The 17,733-nt window shown below is 65.9% G+C and carries 18 protein-coding genes and 1 other RNA gene; 1 reads left to right on the plus strand and 18 read right to left on the minus strand.

Annotated features, from left to right (window positions below; translation table 11 throughout):
• Window positions 1-14: 14 nt before the first annotated feature.
• The 11 genes from ACCQ05_RS14865 to rlmD form a co-directional block, all read right to left on the minus strand.
• The gene (locus tag ACCQ05_RS14865) at window positions 15-1,283 is read right to left on the minus strand and encodes an FAD-dependent oxidoreductase (RefSeq protein WP_372391181.1); all 1,269 of its coding nucleotides are present in this window, start codon (window positions 1,281-1,283) and stop codon (window positions 15-17) included.
• 94 nt (window positions 1,284-1,377) lie between these two features.
• A complete protein-coding gene (gene cspE / locus ACCQ05_RS14870; protein ID WP_003488188.1) occupies window positions 1,378-1,584 on the minus strand; it encodes a transcription antiterminator/RNA stability regulator CspE in 207 nt (68 codons plus the stop codon).
• 87 nt (window positions 1,585-1,671) lie between these two features.
• Window positions 1,672-2,424: an S-methyl-5'-thioinosine phosphorylase gene (locus ACCQ05_RS14875; RefSeq protein ID WP_372391183.1), complete on the minus strand. Its 753-nt coding sequence runs from the start codon at window positions 2,422-2,424 to the stop codon at window positions 1,672-1,674.
• Window positions 2,425-2,655: 231 nt separating this feature from the next.
• Window positions 2,656-2,727: non-coding RNA, sX9 sRNA (locus ACCQ05_RS14880), on the minus strand.
• 59 nt (window positions 2,728-2,786) lie between these two features.
• A complete protein-coding gene (locus ACCQ05_RS14885; protein WP_228964311.1) occupies window positions 2,787-3,341 on the minus strand; it encodes a hypoxanthine-guanine phosphoribosyltransferase in 555 nt (184 codons plus the stop codon).
• Window positions 3,341-4,342, minus strand: a complete 1,002-nt coding sequence (nagZ, locus tag ACCQ05_RS14890; protein WP_372391185.1) for a beta-N-acetylhexosaminidase — start codon at window positions 4,340-4,342, stop codon at window positions 3,341-3,343. The genes ACCQ05_RS14885 and nagZ overlap by 1 nt, the downstream gene beginning before the upstream one ends.
• 437 nt (window positions 4,343-4,779) lie before the next feature.
• Window positions 4,780-6,357, minus strand: a complete 1,578-nt coding sequence (locus tag ACCQ05_RS14895; protein ID WP_372391187.1) for a cryptochrome/photolyase family protein — start codon at window positions 6,355-6,357, stop codon at window positions 4,780-4,782.
• Window positions 6,358-6,502: 145 nt separating this feature from the next.
• Window positions 6,503-7,543 (minus strand): NAD(P)/FAD-dependent oxidoreductase, encoded by a 1,041-nt coding sequence (locus tag ACCQ05_RS14900; RefSeq protein ID WP_372391189.1) that lies wholly within the window; start codon window positions 7,541-7,543, stop codon window positions 6,503-6,505.
• 15 nt (window positions 7,544-7,558) lie between these two features.
• Window positions 7,559-8,242 (minus strand): DsbA family oxidoreductase, encoded by a 684-nt coding sequence (locus tag ACCQ05_RS14905; protein WP_228964315.1) that lies wholly within the window; start codon window positions 8,240-8,242, stop codon window positions 7,559-7,561.
• Between the two features lie 114 nt (window positions 8,243-8,356).
• Window positions 8,357-8,872 carry a CYTH domain-containing protein gene (locus ACCQ05_RS14910; protein WP_228964316.1) on the minus strand — a complete coding sequence of 172 codons (516 nt, stop codon included), beginning with the start codon at window positions 8,870-8,872 and terminating at the stop codon, window positions 8,357-8,359.
• A gap of 175 nt (window positions 8,873-9,047) precedes the next feature.
• Window positions 9,048-10,382, minus strand: a complete 1,335-nt coding sequence (rlmD, locus tag ACCQ05_RS14915; RefSeq protein ID WP_372391191.1) for a 23S rRNA (uracil(1939)-C(5))-methyltransferase RlmD — start codon at window positions 10,380-10,382, stop codon at window positions 9,048-9,050.
• Window positions 10,383-10,540: 158 nt separating this feature from the next.
• Between rlmD and ACCQ05_RS14920 the strand changes: the two genes are divergently transcribed.
• Window positions 10,541-11,263 (plus strand): response regulator, encoded by a 723-nt coding sequence (locus ACCQ05_RS14920; RefSeq protein ID WP_228964318.1) that lies wholly within the window; start codon window positions 10,541-10,543, stop codon window positions 11,261-11,263.
• A gap of 106 nt (window positions 11,264-11,369) precedes the next feature.
• On the opposite strand, the gene recO is transcribed toward ACCQ05_RS14920, so the two are convergent.
• The 7 genes from recO to lepA form a co-directional block, all read right to left on the minus strand.
• Window positions 11,370-12,092, minus strand: coding sequence for a DNA repair protein RecO (gene recO / locus ACCQ05_RS14925; RefSeq protein WP_372391193.1), 723 nt, complete (start codon window positions 12,090-12,092; stop codon window positions 11,370-11,372).
• 142 nt (window positions 12,093-12,234) lie between these two features.
• Complete coding sequence (locus ACCQ05_RS14930) at window positions 12,235-13,011, minus strand: hypothetical protein (RefSeq protein WP_372391195.1); 777 nt, start codon at window positions 13,009-13,011, stop codon at window positions 12,235-12,237.
• Between the two features lie 26 nt (window positions 13,012-13,037).
• Complete coding sequence (gene era / locus ACCQ05_RS14935) at window positions 13,038-13,937, minus strand: GTPase Era (protein ID WP_372391197.1); 900 nt, start codon at window positions 13,935-13,937, stop codon at window positions 13,038-13,040.
• Window positions 13,934-14,614 carry a ribonuclease III gene (rnc, locus tag ACCQ05_RS14940; protein ID WP_228964320.1) on the minus strand — a complete coding sequence of 227 codons (681 nt, stop codon included), beginning with the start codon at window positions 14,612-14,614 and terminating at the stop codon, window positions 13,934-13,936. The genes era and rnc overlap by 4 nt, the downstream gene beginning before the upstream one ends.
• Window positions 14,604-15,011: a DUF4845 domain-containing protein gene (locus ACCQ05_RS14945; RefSeq protein ID WP_104539618.1), complete on the minus strand. Its 408-nt coding sequence runs from the start codon at window positions 15,009-15,011 to the stop codon at window positions 14,604-14,606. Before ACCQ05_RS14945 ends, rnc begins: the two co-directional genes overlap by 11 nt.
• A complete protein-coding gene (lepB, locus tag ACCQ05_RS14950) occupies window positions 15,012-15,812 on the minus strand; it encodes a signal peptidase I (RefSeq protein ID WP_104539617.1) in 801 nt (266 codons plus the stop codon).
• Between the two features lie 104 nt (window positions 15,813-15,916).
• Window positions 15,917-17,707 (minus strand): translation elongation factor 4, encoded by a 1,791-nt coding sequence (gene lepA / locus ACCQ05_RS14955; protein WP_372394108.1) that lies wholly within the window; start codon window positions 17,705-17,707, stop codon window positions 15,917-15,919.
• Between the last annotated feature and the right edge of the window lie 26 nt (window positions 17,708-17,733).

Raw genomic sequence — 17,733 nt, forward strand, 5'->3', positions numbered from 1 at the left:
GTGGGTCTACACAGCTAGCGCGCCGCTGCCTCGACGCCTTGGCCGATCGGCTGCGCGCAGGGCTGCGACAACGCCCCCACGAATTCCGGCGCCAACGCCAGCTTGCCGAACCAGCCATGCTGGGTGCCGCTCAGCACGCGCAACATATGCCCGCGCCCGCCCGGCACGCGGCCCATCGGTTGCAGCAACAGATCGCGCCCATAGGCCCACACATCGCGCTCGGATTGGAACAGCGGCGTCAGCCAGCGGCTCCAGCGGTGGTAGATCGCCACATGCGCCTGGCGTTGCCGCTGGTAGCGCAGCAAGGCCTCGTCCAGATCGGTGCCCGCGCGCAGCGCGTCGCGCAGCGCCAGCGCATCCAGCAGCGCCATGTTCACTCCCTGCCCCAGCTGCGGACTCATCGCATGTGCGGCATCGCCTGCCAATACGAAACGACCACGGTGCCAGCGCGTCATCACCGCATCGCGGTAGCTGGCGCGTGCCAGCGCGGTGTGGACCTGCACCGTCTGCAGGCGCGCGATCGCATCGGGCCACATCTGCGCCACTTCCTCGCGCCAGGCCTCGATGCCGCGTTGTTCCCATGCGGCGAAATCGCTGCATGGCAGGCTCCAGAAAAAGCTCAGGCGCGGGGTATCGTCGCCCGGCCGCGTGCCGACCGGCAACAACCCGATCATCTTGCGCGCACCGATGTAGCGCTGGCGCAACTCGTCGACAAACGGCCAGTCCTCGCGCGGCAGCAGGCACCACAGCGCCCCCCACGGATACACCCGGTCCAGCCGCGTGCCTTGCACCTGCGCACGCAGTGTCGATGCCGAACCATCGGCGGCAATGATCAGATCGTAGGGACCATGCCACTGCCCGCGCTGGTCCTGCACGCGCGTGCCGTCATGGTCGATGGCGGTGATCTGCGTATCGGTGTGCAGCTGCGCGTACTCGGGCCAGGCATCGCGCAACAGCGAGAACAACGCACCGCGCTGCATGCCCAGCCCCATCAACCGCGGGTCCAGATCGCGGTACTGCATGTCCATCACTGCGCGACCGCAGGGCGTTTCGCCGTAGAGACGCCGCACCGGCGCCCCATGCGCCAAGGCTTGCGACAACAGGCCCATCTTCCACAGCACCTGCAGGCCGCTGGGCTGCAACAGGAAGCCGGCGCCAACCGGCCCAGGTGCCGCAGCGCGTTCGAAGACATCCAAGTGGTGGCCGTCTGCGCCCAGCAGCACCGCCAAGGCCTGACCGGCCGTTCCATAGCCCACTACCGCAATCCGCAATGTCCGTTGCATCGTTCCCGACTCTGTTCTTCTCTTGCCGCCCCGCGGGCCGGCGCAAAAAAAACCCCGCCGTGGCGGGGTTCTTCAACCGCTCAATCGAGTCAGCTTACTCGACCGGCGTGATGTTCGAAGCCTGGGCACCCTTGGGGCCCTGGGTCACGTCGTAACTGACGCGCTGGCCTTCCTGCAGGCTGCGGAAGCCCTTGGAGTTGATCGCGGAGAAGTGCGCGAAGACATCGGCGCTGCCGTCCTCCGGTGAGATGAAGCCAAATCCTTTGGCGTCGTTGAACCACTTGACGGTACCGTTCGGCATGGTGATGCGAGACCTTTGCAATAATTAATGGGTGGTGTACGGCAGTGCGTACGCGCCGAGTATGCAAAGCTTATGCCCCGATGACAATCACCCGCGTGCAAGTTCGCCGATCAGTTCCGGCAGCCCCGACGAGGCCGCATCCACGTTGGCCAGCACCTCCGCCATGGTGATTTCCTGGGCGTCGCCACAGCCGGCCGCCCAGTTGGCCACGATCGCCAGACACGCATATTCCAGGCCTTTTTCGCGCGCCAGCCCGGCTTCCGGCATGCCGGTCATGCCGACCAGGTCGCAGCCGTCGCGGCGCATGCGGGCGATTTCTGCAATCGTTTCCAAACGCGGTCCCTGCGTTGCGCCGTAGCAACCGCCGGCAACCAGCGTGACGCCGGTCACCTTGGCGGCGGCGATGACCTTGCTGCGGAACATCGGAGAATACGGGTGGCCGAAATCCACGTGCTGTACCTCGCTGCCCGGCTCTTCGCAGAAGGTGGAAATACGGCCCCAGGTGTAGTCGATCAGTTGGTCGGGGCACGCCAGCACGCGCGGACCGAACTGCTCGGTGATGCCGCCCACCGTGTTGAGCGCGAGCACGCGCGAGGCACCGATTTGCTGCAGCGCAGCGATGTTTGCGCGGTAGTTGACCTTGTGCGGCGGCAGCGAATGCCCCTCGCCGTGCCGGGCCAGGAACGCCACGCGATGGCCAAGCAACATGCCAACCCGGATCGGCCCGGACGGTACGCCGTACGGGGTGTCGAGCTCATGCGTCTGCACGTCGTCGAGCTGCGCAAGCTTGTAGACACCGGTGCCGCCGATGACGGCCAGGGCGATGGAATTGGGGGACATGGGCGACCTCTGCTACGGATTGACGTGGATGCGCGCGGTGCGCGCCGGATTGCCCGCGCGGCGGCGGGCCAGGACGAACGACGCCGACCAGGCCGTCGGTGTCGCTATTGAACATGCGGGACTGCGATCTGCGCGCTCCCAGCCTCGGTGCGCGCGGCGTTGGACATCGTCCGCGCTGCTTGGGGCCTCGCGCGCAGCCGGCACGCTCGGCCGCGCTGCATGAACCTAGGGGGTCACAGGACATAGCCGGCAGCCGGCGACTGCGGACGGCGCGCTTGGAACCAGAGTGTACGAGCGGTACATGCCGCACCGAGCACCGGCCACGCCGCCTGGCGGCTGCGCGGCCGTGTTGTCAGCCGCTGTTACTGCTTCATCGCATAGATGGCCGGAATGCCGCGCAGTTGCTCGTTGACGTCCATGCCGAAGCCGAACACATAGCGGTCGGGCACTTCCACGCCCACGTAGTCGGCGGTCACGCCAGCCACGCAGCGGTCGTGACGCTTGACGGTCAACACCGCCACGCGCACGTCGGTGGCGCCCTGCTCCAGGCACCACTGCCGCACGCCCTGCAGCGTGTAGCCCTCGTCGAGGATGTCGTCGACCAGGATCACCCGGCGACCGAACAATGCGGTGGCCGGGCGGTGCTTCCACACCAGCTCGCCGCCGACGGTTTCGCCGCGGTAGCGGGTGGCGTGCAGGTAATCGAACTGCAGGTCCTGGCCGCGCGCGCCCAGCTCCAGCGCAAGCTGTCCGGAGAACGGCAGCGCACCGTGCATGATGGTGAGGTACACCGGCACTTCGCCGGCATAGTCGCGCGCGATGGCGTCGGCGATGGTGGAGACGGCCGTGTCGATAGCGGGGCGATCGACCAGCAGATCGGCTTGGGCCAGGGCCTGGGAAATGGTGAGCGTGGACATCAGGCAAGTGTTCCGAAAGGGGCAGAAGGAGTGTTGAAGGAAGCGTCGGTGCCGGCCAGCAGGCCATCCCAGCCGAGCGCGCCGCGCCCGATCAGGCCGATCAGCGCGGCGGTATTGAGGTGGAGGCCCTGCACGGCCTGCAGCGACTCGGGCACCAGTTCCGGATGGCAGACCAGCACCACATCGCAGCCGGCATCCAGATGCGCATGCACGCGCCCTGCCACGCCGCCGGCGCTGAACGAGGCGGCCATGCCGATGTCGTCGGAGAACACCACGCCGCGAAAGCCCAGTTGCCCGCGCAGGATCTGCTCGATCCAGCGCGACGAATAGCCGGCCGGCTCCGGTGCCACCTGCGGATAGACCACGTGCGCCATCATCACCGCGTCGGCGCCAGCCTCGATGCCGGCCACGAACGGCAGCAGATCTTCGGCCTGCAGCACCTCCAGCGGACGCGGGTCGCTGGCGTGATCCACATGGGTATCCTCAAGCACCGTGCCGTGGCCGGGGAAGTGCTTGAGCGTGGCCGCCATGCCGGCACCATGCAGGGCCTGCACATAGGCACGGGTGAAGGTAGCCACCACCTGCGGATCGTCGCTGAAGGCGCGATCGCCGATGGCGCGATTGCCGCGGCCCAGATCCACCACCGGCGCAAAACTCAGGTCCACACCGCTGGCGCGAACTTCGCTGGCCATCAGCTGCGCATGCACGCGGGCCGCAGCCAGCGCGCCGTCCGGGTCCTGCGCGTACTGCACGCCGAAACTCTGCAACGGCGCCAACGCACTGAAGCCTTCGCGAAACCGCTGCACGCGGCCGCCTTCCTGGTCCACGCAGATCAGCACCGGGCGCGGCGCGGCGGCACGGATGGAGGCAGACAATTCGGCCACTTGCGTGCGCGAAGCGAAATTGCGCTTGAACAGCACCACGCCGGCGACCGCATCGTGCTGCAACCAGTCGCGTTCCTGTGCGCTGAGTTCGGTACCGGCAACGCCGATCAAAAGCATGTTGGGGGACTCCGGGCCAGGCGCCACAAGGGCGCAGCGCGGCATTGTCGCAGATGCGCGTGGCAGCGTCAGATTGCGCATTCAGGCAAGGGCTGGCGTACCCACGCCCGGGCGTCCCTGCGCTACGGCACCCACCGCCGGTGCGCTGCCCCCGAACGCGGGAGGAATCCCGGCCGACCCGCGTTTGTGGCAGTCATGCAGGCCTGCCAATAATGCCGGCCTGCGTCTGCCAGCATGGGAAGGCATCGGGTGACTCACGATGCCCGCGCTGTCTGGCGCGTCCCTCCCGTTGCCACGCCGGATCCGTGGCGTGGTGCCGGGGCGTGCATCACCGCTGCGCGGCCCAGGCCGCCGGTGGGCAGGGCTGTCTGCAACAGCGACGCATGCGGCAGGCATGCGCTCCCGCCGCACGGCAGGCGCGCCGCCCCCTGGTCGGTTCAGAGGTGCTCCAGGTTCGCCCTCCAGTGCGCGGCTTGGGCCTGGATGCCTTCCAGCACCTCGGGAGCCATCGTGTCGAGCTGCCGATACGGCATCGCCAGCCGCTCGTTGGCGCCCAGCAACGGGCGCTGCCGCGCCAGGAAATCCCAGTACAGCGCGTTATAGGGGCAGGCCCGTGCGCCGACCCGCGCCTTGCGCTGGTAGCGGCAGCCGCCGCAGTAATCGCTCATGCGGTCGATATAGGCCGCGCCGCTGATATAGGGCTTGCTGCCGAGCAGCCCGCCATCGGCGAACTGGCTCATGCCCACCGTGTTGGGCAGTTCCACCCACTCGAAGGCATCGATATACACGCCCAGATACCAGCGATGTAGCGCCTGCGGGTCCAGCCCCGCCAGCAGCGCAAAATTGCCGATCACCATCAGCCGCTGGATATGGTGCGCATGCGCATTGGCCAGCGAATTGCCCACCGCATCGGCCAGGCAGCGCATGCCGATCTGCCCATCCCAGAACCAGTGCGGCAACGGCAGGTGCTGATCCAGGTAGTTGGTCTGCGCGTACCCGGGCATCTGCGACCAGTACACGCCACGCACGTATTCGCGCCAGCCCAGAACCTGCCGGATGAAGCCTTCCACCGAGGCCAGCGGTGCCCGCCCCTGGCGCCAGGCGGCTTCGGCGCGCGCGATCACTTCGGCCGGGTGCAGCATCTTGACGTTGAGCGCGAACGACAGCAGCGAATGGAACAGACGCGGGCTGCGCGTGCTCATCGCATCCTCGTAGCGGCCGAAATCCGGCAAGGCGCGTTCGATGAAGGCATCCAGGTGCTGCAACGCTTCGGCGCGATCCTGTGGCCACGGCAGCGCCTGGGCGTTGGGCGTGCCGAAACTGCGTACGCCAGCCGCCTCGATGCTGCGCCACAGCTGGCTGTGATCGTGTGCGCTGCGCCAGTCCTGCGGCGCAGGCGGATCGCCTGGCCAGGGCTCACGATTAGCGTGATCGAAGTTCCAGCGCCCGCCTTCCGGTTGCCCGGCGGCATCGAGCAGGATGCGATGGCGTCGGCGCATCTGCCGATAGAACACTTCCATGCGCCATGGACTGCCCGCGCGGAAGCACGCAGCCACCTCGTCACGCGTGGCCAGAAAATGCTCGCTGTCGACCCTGCGCGTGACGAACGCCTGCGCGGCACTCCACTGCTGCAAGGCCTGATCCAGCCGCCATTCGTCCGGTGCCTGATACTCCAGTTGCTGCGCGCGGTAATGCGCCATCAGCGCGTCCAGGTTGGCCGGAATCGATTGCCGGTTGCTGGCGGCGTCGATTGCCACGTAGCGCACCCGGTGGCCGGCCTGTCGCAGCGCGGCGGCAAACGCGCGCATCGCGGCGAAGATCGCCAGGATCTTCTGCGCATGGTGCAGCACGTAGTCGGTTTCGGCGCGCACCTCCATCAACACATAGACCACGCCAGGGTCGTGCGTGGCGAACCAGCTGTGCTGCGGGTTGAGCTGATCGCCCAGGATCAGGCGCAACGTGTGGGCAGGCGTTTGCGCCGTGTTACCGATCGAAGGAGTTTCGGGCGGCGTCATCAACGTCGGCCCAACGCAGCCGAGGCGAGCACTGCCGATTGCGCAGCGCGCAGCAGCGTTGCCGAGAGCATGCCGGGCGATGCTGCCACGCGCGTGGCTTGCAGGCAGTGCTGCATCGATACCGACGCGGCGGCACGCCAACGCATCACTGCGCCGTGCAATCTGTTGCCGCGATGCCGGCCACCTCGCGTGCCAGGGCGGTTCCACTGAGCCAGGCGCCTTCGACCTTGCCGCCTGCCAGCCAGTCGCCACACAGGCCGAGCCCGAGGCTGGCATCCCAGGCACAGCCGGCCTGCAATGGCGGATCGGTACTGGCCGCCACCCAGCGATATGCCTCGCAGGCCAGCGGTGGCGGCAGGCCCAGCGCCGCCAGTTCGGGCAACAGGCTGTCGATCACCTGCGCGGGCGTGGCATCGCCATGCATCTGGCTCCACGTTGCCGTGGCATGCAGCAGCCAGGTCTCGGCACCTGCACGCGCGGGTTTGCTGGAATCGCGCGCCACCCAGTGCAACGGGCCGGCGTTGACGAACAGGGCGTCGTAGCCCGGATCGATAGGCGCAGCGAACTGCAGCACGACGGCCCAGGCCGGCAACATCTGCGCGCTGCGGGCAACGCGCAGCAGCGCGGGTGCGCGATCGGCCAGCAACCTGGCCGCATCGGCAGCCGGCACTGCCAGCAGCAGCGCATCGACCGCCTGCGTTGCGACCGCGGTCGCAGCGCCGAGGTCGACCACCCATCCCGCACTGCTGCGCTCGAGCGCATGCACGCTCGCCCGCGTGTGCACCTGCAGGCCGGCTGCCAGCGCGCGTGCGGGTGCGGCCATGTCGGGAGTTCCGACAAACCGCGCCAATGCGCTTTGCGAGCGGCGCATCACCGCGCCATCCCAGCTGGCGACCCGTGCCGGCCAGCGTGCGGCCACGCCGTCGGCGATCCATCGCTCGATCACGGCCGCGAAGCCCGGATCGCGCGCGGTGAAGTATTGCGCGCCGTCGTCGCACTGCCAGCCCTGTCCGGTGCGGGTATGCATGCGTCCGCCAACCACATCGGCGCCTTCGTACACCGTTACGTCAATGCCTGTTTTTTGCAATGCATCGGCACAAGCCAGGCCGGCCAGGCCGGCACCAATGATCGCCACGCGCGTTGGGCGGCGCGGCGGCGTCATCGGATCAACGCCTTGCGCAGACATGCTGCCATCGGCCGGTCACACCGCGCAGCCATCCGGCCCGCAGGCATCGGCGCCACCGACCGGCACCGATTCGGCGGCCAGCTGCAACAGTGCCTGGGCAAAACTCTCCGGCGGCTGCGCCCCCTGGATCAGGCTGCGCCCGTCGATCACGAAACTGGGCACCGCGCGGATGCCCAGCGCGCTGGCCTGCGCCAACTGCGCCTGCACTTCCACCGTGCCTTCATCGGAGTCCAGCATCGCCTGCACGCGCGCGGCGGCCAGACCGCCGGCCTCGCCGGCATGCACCAGGGTTTCGGTCGCCGCAACGTTGCGGCCTTCGGCAAAATGCGCATGGAACAGCGCTTCCATCACCGCACCGACATCGCCTTCGTGGGTGGCCAGCCACAGCAGCCGATGCGCCCGCAGGGTGCTCACCTGCACCTGGCCGCGTCCGAAGTCGAATGGCAGGCCTTCGGCGCGCGCCGTGGCCTGGGTTTGCTCAAGCATCTGATCGACGCGTGCGATGCCGCCGAACTTGCGTGCCAGGGCATCGCGCAGCGGCACCGGTGCCGCGCCGGCCTCCGGGTCCAGCTCGAACGCGTGGTAATGGATGTCCAGCGCCGGCGCCTTGTCGCCAAGCGCGGCAATCGCCTGCTCAAAGCGGCGCTTGCCGATCCAGCACCAGGGGCAGACCACGTCGGACCAGATATCGATGCGCATGAGCGGGGATTGGGGATTGGGCAGTGGGGATTGGCAGAGCATAAGCCCCAACACGCGGATTGGGGATTGGAGATTCGCAACGCATCGCCCAGGGCCGACGCATCACCCTTGCTCTCACGAATCCCCAATCCCCAATCCCGACTCCCGCCACTGCTTGAACGGATGCGATGCCAGCGCCAGATTGTAGTAACGCGTGTCGTCCGTCACTTCCTTGCCGATCCACCCGGGCCTGGCAAAGGCTTCGTCGGCGCTGGCGAGCTCGATCTCGGCCACCACCAGCCCGGCGTTGTCGCCGAGAAATTCATCCACTTCCCATACATGGCCCTGGTATTCGACCAGATGCCGGCGCTTGTCGATCAGCCCGCCGACGCACAGCTCCAGCAACGCGCGCGCATCGGCGACGGGAATCGGGTACTCGAACTCCTGGCGGGTATGCCCCACCTCACGCGACTTCAGATTCAAGAACGCGCCCTCGCCCTGCACCCGTACACGCACCGACGCATGTTGCGCCCCGCTACGCAACGCTGCCTGGTCGTTGATGTAGCCCTGTGCCATCGGGATCACCGCATGCGCGGCAGCGCGCCAGCCATCGCCGGTGACGAGAAACTTGCGTTCGATTTCTAGGGGCATGGGATTGGGGATTCGGAATTGGGATTGGTTAAAGCAACGCACGGCATGCCTGTGGGGTTCTTGCCAAGACCCCGCAGTACCACGGGCAATGCTTCGATCTGACGCTTGGGTACAGCGGTTGGCGAAAGGACACATCACGACTCGCTGTTGCGAATCCCCAATGTCCAATCCCCAATCACCGCTTCTCAAACACCGCGATACTTTCCACATGCGCGGTATGCGGGAACATGTCCATCGCCCCTGCCGACACCAGGGTGAAACCCTGGTCGTTGACCAGGTAGCCGGCGTCGCGCGCCAGCGAGCCCGGGTGGCAGCTGACGTAGACGATGCGCTGGAAGCGCTTCAATGGCAGCTGTTGCAGCACTTCCAGTGCGCCCGAGCGCGGCGGATCGAGCAGCAGCTTGTCGAAGCCCTGCTTCATCCAGGGCGCATTGCGTTGGTCCTGGGTGAGATCGGCGGCGTGGAACTGCGCGTTGGCCAGGCCATTGCGCTGCGCATTTTCCCTGGCGCGCGCCACCAGCCCGGCATCGCCTTCCACGCCCACCACCTCGCGCACCGTGCGCGCCAGCGGCAGGGTGAAGTTGCCCAGGCCGCAGAACAGGTCCAGCACCCGGTCTTCGGCGGTGGCATCCAGCAGCGCCAGCGCATGCGCAATCATCTTCTGGTTGAGCGAGGCATTGACCTGGATGAAGTCCAGCGGCCGGAACGCCAGCTCGACATCCCATTGCGGCAGGCGGAACGCCAACGGCACCTCGCGCGGCCACAGCGGGTGCACACTGTCCACACCGCCGGGCTGCAGGAAGATCGCAAAACCGTGCGCCTGTGCAAACTCCACCCAGGCCTGCTGATCGCGCTCGCTGAGCGGCTGCATGTGGCGGATGGTCAGCACCACTGCCTGGTCGCCGGCGATGAACTCGATCTGCGGGATGTCGCGCTTGCCGTCCATGCCTTCGATCAGCGCCGCCAGCAACGGGATCTTCTCGCCGATCTGCGGAATCACCGTGTAGCACACCGACAGGTCGGCCACGAAACGCGGGTCCAGCTCGCGGAAGCCGACCAGGGTCTTGTCCTTCTTCTCCACCCGCCGGACCGAAAACCGCCCCTTGCGCCGGTACCCCCAGCTGTCGCCCACCAGGGCAGGCAACACGGTCTGCGGGGTGACATGCCCGATCCGTTCGAGGTTGTCGGTGAGCACCCGCTGCTTGGCGACGATCTGCTGCGATTCTTCCAGGTGCTGCAGCACGCAACCGGCGCAGACGCCGAAGTGCGGGCAACGCGGAGCCACCCGCTGCGGCGAGGCTTCCAGAACCTCGATCGTCCTGGCTTCGTCGAAATGGCGGCTGCGCGCAGTGGGTTCGGCACGTACCAGCTCGCCCGGCAAGGCGCCGCTGATGAAGGTGACCTTGCCACCCTCGCCATCGCGACGGGCCACTCCGCGGCCGTCGTGGCTGAGGTCGATGATGGCGGTCTGGAAAGGAGTACGGTCGAGGCGATTGCGGGTTCTGGCCACGTGGCGACAGGCTGCGGGCAAAAAGGGTGCGTATTGTCGCAGATGCGATCGACGGAGGCCGCTCCACGCGGCACGGCAATTGTCGTGCCACCCAAACACAGGCAAACTTCACCTGCGCGCGGCAGCTCAGGCCGCGGCACCGCTGACAAGGAGGCAGCATGAATATGGCGACACGTCAGGAACCCCATCCACGCCTGCTGTTGGTGGAGGACGACCCGATCAGCCGTGGCTTCCTGCAGGCCGCACTGGAAGGCCTGCCGGCCCAGGTGGATTGGGCCGATTCGCTGTCTTCGGCGCTGGACCGTGCGCGCGAACGTCGCCACGATCTTTGGCTGATCGACGTCAATCTGCCCGATGGCACCGGCAGCGGCCTGCTGCGGGCGCTGCGCCTGCTGCACCCGGACGTCCCCGCACTGGCGCACACCGCCGACGGCACCGTGGCGATGCAGCAAGGCCTGCAGTCCGATGGCTTCCTGGAAATGCTGGTCAAACCGCTGACCACCGAACGCCTGCTGCAGGCCGTGCGTCGTGGCCTGGCGCGCGGCCGCTACAGCGTGGCACCTGTCGGGGTGGTGGACATTGCCGCCAGCGACTGGGACGAGGCCGCGGCACTGAGCGCACTCAATGGCCAGCAGCATCACCTCAATGCCTTGCGCGAGTTGTTCCTGGCGGAATTGCCGGGCACCCGCGACGCAGTGACCTCGGCGCTGAACGTCAGCGACGAGCAGGCCCTGCGCAATCACCTGCACCGGCTGCAGGCCAGTTGCGGGTTCGTCGGCGCCGCGCGGCTCGCTGGAGCGGTGCGCCTGCTGCGTGGCGATCCGCAGTCGCGCACTGCGCAGACCCAGTTCCATGCGGCGGTGGCCGCGTTGCTGCACTGATCCACACCATCGCCTCGCCGCGCCCCAAGGTTCGGCGCCGGGTGAAGGGCATCCCCGATCTGATTGAATGGCACGCGCCGCACTGCACTCGCAGCTGCGCTGCCGGTCAGCGACGCAGCGCCAGATCCTCGAGCATTTCCCAGGATTTCAGGCCGCGTCCGTTCAGATGATGCAGCAGCACGCTGCGCATGCTGCGGCGCAGGCCGGGCATGTCCTCGCTCGCCGGCATGCGGTCTTCACCCAGGGCAAGCAACCCCGCACCGGTGACGGTCTCGCGCCGATCCTGTGCCAGACGCTCGCTCAATACCCGCATCGCGCCCTCCTGCGGGTCGAGTCGATAGCGCGCCGCCGGGTCGATCGGTTGTCCGTCGCTGTCGTGTTGCAGATCGAAGGCAAACCCCAGCCCCTCCAGCACATCGCGCTCGAACCGGCGCAGCCCCCACGCCAGCGACAACTCCGATGCCAGATGCGCCCGTGCCTGCGCATAGCACGCATACAACTCCGGAACCGCGTCGTTGCGCGGCGCCAGGCGCAGCAGCAGTTCGCAAATATAGAACCCGGCCAGCATGCGTTCGCCGACCAGTCGCGGGGCAGTATCCAGCGCTTCGGCCTGGCGCAGCTGCGCGAGCTCACCGCGCTGCACGGCACTGAACTGGATCAGTTGCAGCGGCTGCAGCGCCGCACGCAGCGCTTGTTTGCGCGGCCCCTGAACACCGCGCGCCAGCAATCCCACCCGGCCGTGCTGCTCGGTCAGCACCTCGACCAGCAAGCTGGTCTCACGCCAGGCCCGCACATGCAGGACGAAGCCGTGTTCGTGCTCGATCAGCATCTCAGGCCAGCGCTCGCCAGCGCATTTCCAGCCCAGGCCATGCGGTCATCATGCGCTCGGCAGTGCGGTGCCAGCACAGCTTGCAGCATTTTTCGTGAGTTCCCAAGGACGACAGAAAGCGCACATGCAATGCCGCAATCGGCTACGAGGCGCCATCTGCTTCAATACAGCGCCTCAATTGATCTCTGGCTTGGTGACCATCGTGCCACTCGATTTCGAACACCTGCTTATTGTCGATGAGTAACCTGTAATGCGCCTTGTCGTCTATCCCACCAAGCATTGCCTCGGCACTTGGGACCGCGAAGGCGATCGTGGCCAATTCAGTACCAGGAGTGAGGTAGTGGAAGGCGCGCACGGTTGTCGGCTTTCCATCGCCACCATCCAGGCCAACCTTGATCAAACCGTCTTTCTTGGCCTTCGGTAATCCGGGCCCGGTAAACGACATCAGCGCACGGCGATAGTCACCTGCAGGGCCGGCCAGGGTCACGATACCTTGCAGATTACCGTATGCCACAACGCAGTTATCGCCAGGCTTCGCATCGGCACCAGGCTCGAAGTATTGCCAGAAGCCGTTACGGAAACGTTGATAATTCGGATCGCTCGCTAGCTTGGCCTTCTCACTCAAGAGCATCTGTGCCATGCCCAGTGCAGCGGTCGCACGCGCTTTGAGCGGGTCGTATTCTGGCTGCGCCGTACCTGTCGAGGCCGCGCCATCACGTACGCATAGTGGTGTAGGTGCCAGGCCGGGACCACCTGGTGCTGTCCCCACCATACGCTCGCCGGCTCCAGGTGTATTGGAGCATGGGAAGGTCTGCGCACTCGCTGCAAATGGCAGCAATCCCAGCACCAGCGCGCCAACCACCGTCCTGCCGCCAATCCAAGGCCTTAGCCCGATAAAGTTCGCTTTCTTAAGCCACATCATGCACCTCCCTGTTTAATCCAAGATTAGTCGCCGTACCCAAATGCCTTGAGCGCGCCCTCATCGTCCGACCAGCCTTCGCGCACGCGGACCCAGGTTTCCAGGAACACCTTCGCACCGAACAGCCGCTCCATCTGCAGACGCGCCTTGCCGCCGATTTCCTTCAGGCGGGTACCGCCCTTGCCGATCACGATCGCCTTCTGGCCTTCGCGCTCGACCCAGATCACCGCACCAATGCGCAGCAGCGCGCCGTCCTCGGCGAAACGTTCGATTTCCACCGTGGTGGCATACGGCAATTCTTCGCCGAGCTGGCGCATCAGCTGCTCGCGGACCAATTCGCCGGCCAGGAAGCGCTGGCTGCGGTCTGTGATTTCGTCCTCGCCGAACATCGGCTCGGCCTCGGGCACCAGCTTGAGCAGGTCGCCCACCAGCGCTTCCAGGCCCTTGCGCTTGAGCGCGGAAACCGGATGCACCGCCGCGAAGGTGCGCCCCTCGCTGACCTGGGCCAGGAACGGGAACAATGCGGTCTTGTCCTTGAGCCGGTCCACCTTGTTGACGACCAGCACCACCGGCACATTGGCATCGCTGAGCACACGGAATGCCAGGGTGTCCTCTTCGTCCCAGCGGCCGGCTTCGATCACCAGCACCGCGGCATCCACGCCTTCGAGCGAGCCACGTGCGGCACGGTTCATCACCCGGTTCATCGCGCGCTTCTGCTCGCGGTGCAGCCCGGGCGTGTCGACCAGCATCAGCTGCCCTTCGGGGAAGGTGGCGATGCCCAGCAAGCGATGCCGGGTGGTCTGCGGCCGGTTGGAGACGATGCTGACCTTGGCGCCCACCAGGGCGTTGGTCAGGGTGGACTTGCCGACATTCGGCCGGCCGATCACGGCAACGCTGCCGCTACGGTGGGGAGTGGTTTCGCTCACGTGTTGACATCCAGTTGTGCGATGACGGTAGCCGCCGCCTGCTGCTCGGCAAGACGACGCGACGTGCCCTGGCCTTCGGCGCGGGCGACGGGATGCTCCAGGATGCAGGCGACGTGGAACTGCTTGGCATGCTCGTCGCCGCTTTCGCTGATCAGCGCGTAGGTGGGCAACGGCAACTGCCGCGCCTGCAACCATTCCTGCAGCCGGGTCTTGGGATCTTTTTCCGCCTTGCCGACCGGCAGCGCCGCCAGCGAGGGCTCGAACCACGGCAGCACCACCGCGCGGCAGCGCTCGAACCCGCAGTCCAGATAGATGGCCGCGACGATCGCCTCGACTGCATCGGCCAGGATTGAATCGCGGCGATGACCACCGGATTTGAGTTCGCCCGGCCCCAGCGTCAGCCGTTCGCCCAGGTTGAGCGTGCGCCCGATCACCGCCAGCGCACCTTCGCGCACCAGCTCGGCGCGCGCGCGCGTCAGTGCACCTTCGTCGGCCTTGGGCCAGCGCTGGTACAGCGCCTCGGCGATCAACAGATTGACGATGCCATCGCCAAGGAACTCCAACCGCTCGTTGTGCGGCGTCCCGGCGCTGCGATGGCGCAGCGCCTGGGCGAGCAGACCCGGATCGGCGAACGCATGCCCGATCGGATCACCGCGCTGGAAGGTTCTATTCGACACTGCGCCCTTTCATGTCCTGGGACGTGTCGAACTTGCCCACGATATCCAGATTGCCGATCAATTCACGGCGCACTTCGTAGTTGACCTTCATGCGCCAGCCGCCATCCACGCGCTCGAACTTCACGTCTTCCTTTTTGACATTTTCCGAGTAGTTGATGTACAGGCGGCGAAAGAACAGGTCCTGCAACTTGGACGGATCCATATTGGCACTGCCCGGCTCATTGGCCAGACCCTTCATCGCCGTCCGCACGGAGTAGTACTCCTGGTACATCGGAAACAGCTTCATCCCGATGTACAGGCCGAACCCCACCACCGCCAGCACCACCACGAACGACGTCAACGTCATACCGCTTTGCTTGCGCTTCATTGTGCTTCCCCTGGCACGCCGTGCGTGCATTTACTGGATTCCAGTCCCGATCCGCGATGGATCGAAACTCCCCTTGCAGAACCACCCTTCGCAATTGAGCCAGATCAGGAACGCCTTGCCGCGCAGATTGGCTTCCGGCAGAAAGTGCGTCTGGGTCCAAAACCGGCTGTCTTCGCTATTGTCGCGATTGTCCCCCATCACGAAATAGCTGTCTGCCGGCACCGTCCAGTCGCCCTGGCCGGCCGGCATGTTGCGGTCCACCCACTCCAGCACGGTATGGGTGCGGCCTGGCAGGTCTTCCACCAGCAACGTGGTGCCGGTCATCTCCGCGCCCTTGCCCTTGCCGATGTACTCGCCCTTGACCGTGTAACGCATGGGCTTGTCGTTGATGTACAGGGTGTCGCCATGGAAGCCGATCTTGTCGCCCGGCAGGCCCACCACGCGCTTGATCCAGTTCTGGTCCGGCGCATGCGGCGGCTTGAACACCACCACGTCGCCGCGCTTGGGCTCGCCGGTGGGAATGAACTTGGTATTGGTGATCGGCAGACGGAAACCGTAGGCGAACTTGTTGACCAGGATGAAATCGCCGATCAGCAGGTTGGGCATCATCGAACTGGACGGAATCTTGTACGGCTCGGCCACGAAGCTGCGCAGGATCAGCACCACCGCCAGCACCGGGAAGAAGGCGCGCGAGTAGTCGACGATCGCCGGCTCGCTGTCCAGCAACCCGGCGCGTGCAGCGCGGCGCTTGGCCAGGAACAGCTTGTCCAGCAACCAGATGAAGCCGCTGCCCAGGGTCAGCACAACCAGGACGATTTCAAACCATTTCATTGGTGTTCCTTCGGAACGGGATTCGGGATTGGAGATTGGGGATTCGCAAAAACTCAGGGCTGGTGCGTCGCTGCCAATCCCCAATTACGAATCCCGAATCCCTGCTACTTATCCATCTGCAGCACGGCCAGGAAGGCTTCCTGCGGAATCTCCACGCGGCCGACCTGCTTCATGCGCTTCTTGCCTTCCTTCTGCTTTTCCAGCAGCTTTTTCTTGCGCGAGACGTCGCCACCATAGCACTTGGCCAACACGTTCTTGCGCATCGCCTTGACCGTGGAGCGCGAGATGATCTGCGAGCCGATGGCGGCCTGGATCGCCACGTCGAACATCTGCCGCGGGATCAGGTCCTTCATCTTTTCGCACAGCTCGCGGCCGCGCCGGTCGGCGTGGCTGCGGTGCACGATCAACGACAACGCATCGACCTTGTCGCCGTTGATCAGCACGTCCACGCGCACGAACGGGCCGGCATCAAAGCGCACGAAGTGGTAATCCAGCGAGGCGTAGCCACGGCTGACGGACTTGAGCTTGTCGAAGAAATCCAGCACCACCTCGGCCATCGGCAGCTCGTAGCTGATCTGCACCTGGCTGCCCAGGTAATTGATGCCGATCTGGGTGCCGCGCTTTTCTTCGCACAGCTTGATGATGTTGCCGATGTACTCCTCGGGCGTGAGCACGTTGGCGCGGATGATCGGCTCGCGGATCTCGTCCACCAGGTTCAACTGCGGCAGCTTGGCCGGGTTGTCCATGTTGATGACCGAGCCATCGGTCTTGAGCACCTCGTACACCACCGTCGGCGCGGTGCTGATCAGGTCCAGGTTGTATTCGCGCTCCAGCCGCTCCTGCACGATTTCCATGTGCAGCATGCCCAAAAAGCCGCAGCGGAAGCCGAAGCCCATCGCCTCGGAGCTTTCCGGCTCGAAGCGCAGCGCCGCGTCGTTCAGGCGCAGCTTGTCCAGCGCTTCGCGCAGGTCCGGATAGTCCTCGGCATCGACCGGGAACAGGCCGGCGAACACGCGCGGCTGCATTTCCTGGAAGCCGGGCAAGGCATGCGGGGCGGGATCGCCGGCCAGGGTCAGGGTGTCGCCGACCGGCGCACCGTGCACGTCCTTGATCGAGGCATTGATCCAGCCCACTTCGCCGGCGCCCAGTGCGGCCAGCTCCTTGCGCTTGGGCGTGAACACGCCGACCTTGTCCACCAGATGGGTGCGACCGGTGGACATCACCAGGATCTTGCTGCCCGGTTTGATCTCGCCCTGCATCACGCGTACCAGCGACACCACGCCCAGGTAGTTGTCGAACCAGGAGTCGATGATCAGCGCCTGCAGCTTGTCGGTGTCGCGCGGCTTGGGCGGCGGAATGCGATGCACGATCGCTTCCAGCACCAGGTCGATGTTCAGGCCGGTCTTGGCGCTGACCGCCACCGCACCTTCGGCATCGATGCCGATCACCGCTTCGATCTCGGCCTTGGCGCGGTCGACATCGGCGGTGGGCAGGTCGATCTTGTTGAGCACCGGCACCACTTCCAGGCCCTGCTCCACTGCCGTGTAGCAGTTGGCCACCGACTGCGCCTCCACGCCCTGCGCCGCATCCACCACCAGCAGCGCGCCCTCGCAGGCGGCCAGCGAGCGGCTGACTTCATAGGAGAAGTCCACATGCCCGGGGGTGTCGATGAAGTTCAGGTGGTAGGTCTGCCCGTCCTTGGCCGTGTACGGCAGGGACACCGACTGCGCCTTGATGGTGATGCCGCGCTCGCGCTCGATCGGATTGGAGTCCAGCACCTGGGCCTCCATCTCGCGCGCCTGCAGGCCGCCACACAGCTGGATGATCCGGTCGGCCAGGGTGGATTTACCGTGGTCGACATGAGCAATGATGGAGAAATTGCGGATGTTCCGCATTGAATCAGAGGACATTGAGGTGGGCG

Origin of the sequence: Xanthomonas sp. NCPPB 3582 (assembly GCF_041475735.2) — a bacterium.
GTDB lineage: Bacteria > Pseudomonadota > Gammaproteobacteria > Xanthomonadales > Xanthomonadaceae > Xanthomonas > Xanthomonas codiaei.

Coding starts and splice junctions, on each gene's coding strand:
- ACCQ05_RS14865 (WP_372391181.1), bottom strand. CDS start 1,283: ATGCAACGGACATTGCGGATTGCGGTAGTGGGCTATGGAACGGCCGGT.
- cspE (WP_003488188.1), bottom strand. CDS start 1,584: ATGCCGAACGGTACCGTCAAGTGGTTCAACGACGCCAAAGGATTTGGC.
- ACCQ05_RS14875 (WP_372391183.1), bottom strand. CDS start 2,424: ATGTCCCCCAATTCCATCGCCCTGGCCGTCATCGGCGGCACCGGTGTC.
- ACCQ05_RS14885 (WP_228964311.1), bottom strand. CDS start 3,341: ATGTCCACGCTCACCATTTCCCAGGCCCTGGCCCAAGCCGATCTGCTG.
- nagZ (WP_372391185.1), bottom strand. CDS start 4,342: ATGCTTTTGATCGGCGTTGCCGGTACCGAACTCAGCGCACAGGAACGC.
- ACCQ05_RS14895 (WP_372391187.1), bottom strand. CDS start 6,357: ATGACGCCGCCCGAAACTCCTTCGATCGGTAACACGGCGCAAACGCCT.
- ACCQ05_RS14900 (WP_372391189.1), bottom strand. CDS start 7,543: ATGTCTGCGCAAGGCGTTGATCCGATGACGCCGCCGCGCCGCCCAACG.
- ACCQ05_RS14905 (WP_228964315.1), bottom strand. CDS start 8,242: ATGCGCATCGATATCTGGTCCGACGTGGTCTGCCCCTGGTGCTGGATC.
- ACCQ05_RS14910 (WP_228964316.1), bottom strand. CDS start 8,872: ATGCCCCTAGAAATCGAACGCAAGTTTCTCGTCACCGGCGATGGCTGG.
- ACCQ05_RS14920 (WP_228964318.1), top strand. CDS start 10,541: ATGAATATGGCGACACGTCAGGAACCCCATCCACGCCTGCTGTTGGTG.
- recO (WP_372391193.1), bottom strand. CDS start 12,092: ATGCTGATCGAGCACGAACACGGCTTCGTCCTGCATGTGCGGGCCTGG.
- ACCQ05_RS14930 (WP_372391195.1), bottom strand. CDS start 13,011: ATGTGGCTTAAGAAAGCGAACTTTATCGGGCTAAGGCCTTGGATTGGC.
- ACCQ05_RS14945 (WP_104539618.1), bottom strand. CDS start 15,011: ATGCACGCACGGCGTGCCAGGGGAAGCACAATGAAGCGCAAGCAAAGC.
- lepB (WP_104539617.1), bottom strand. CDS start 15,812: ATGAAATGGTTTGAAATCGTCCTGGTTGTGCTGACCCTGGGCAGCGGC.
- lepA (WP_372394108.1), bottom strand. CDS start 17,707: ATGCGGAACATCCGCAATTTCTCCATCATTGCTCATGTCGACCACGGT.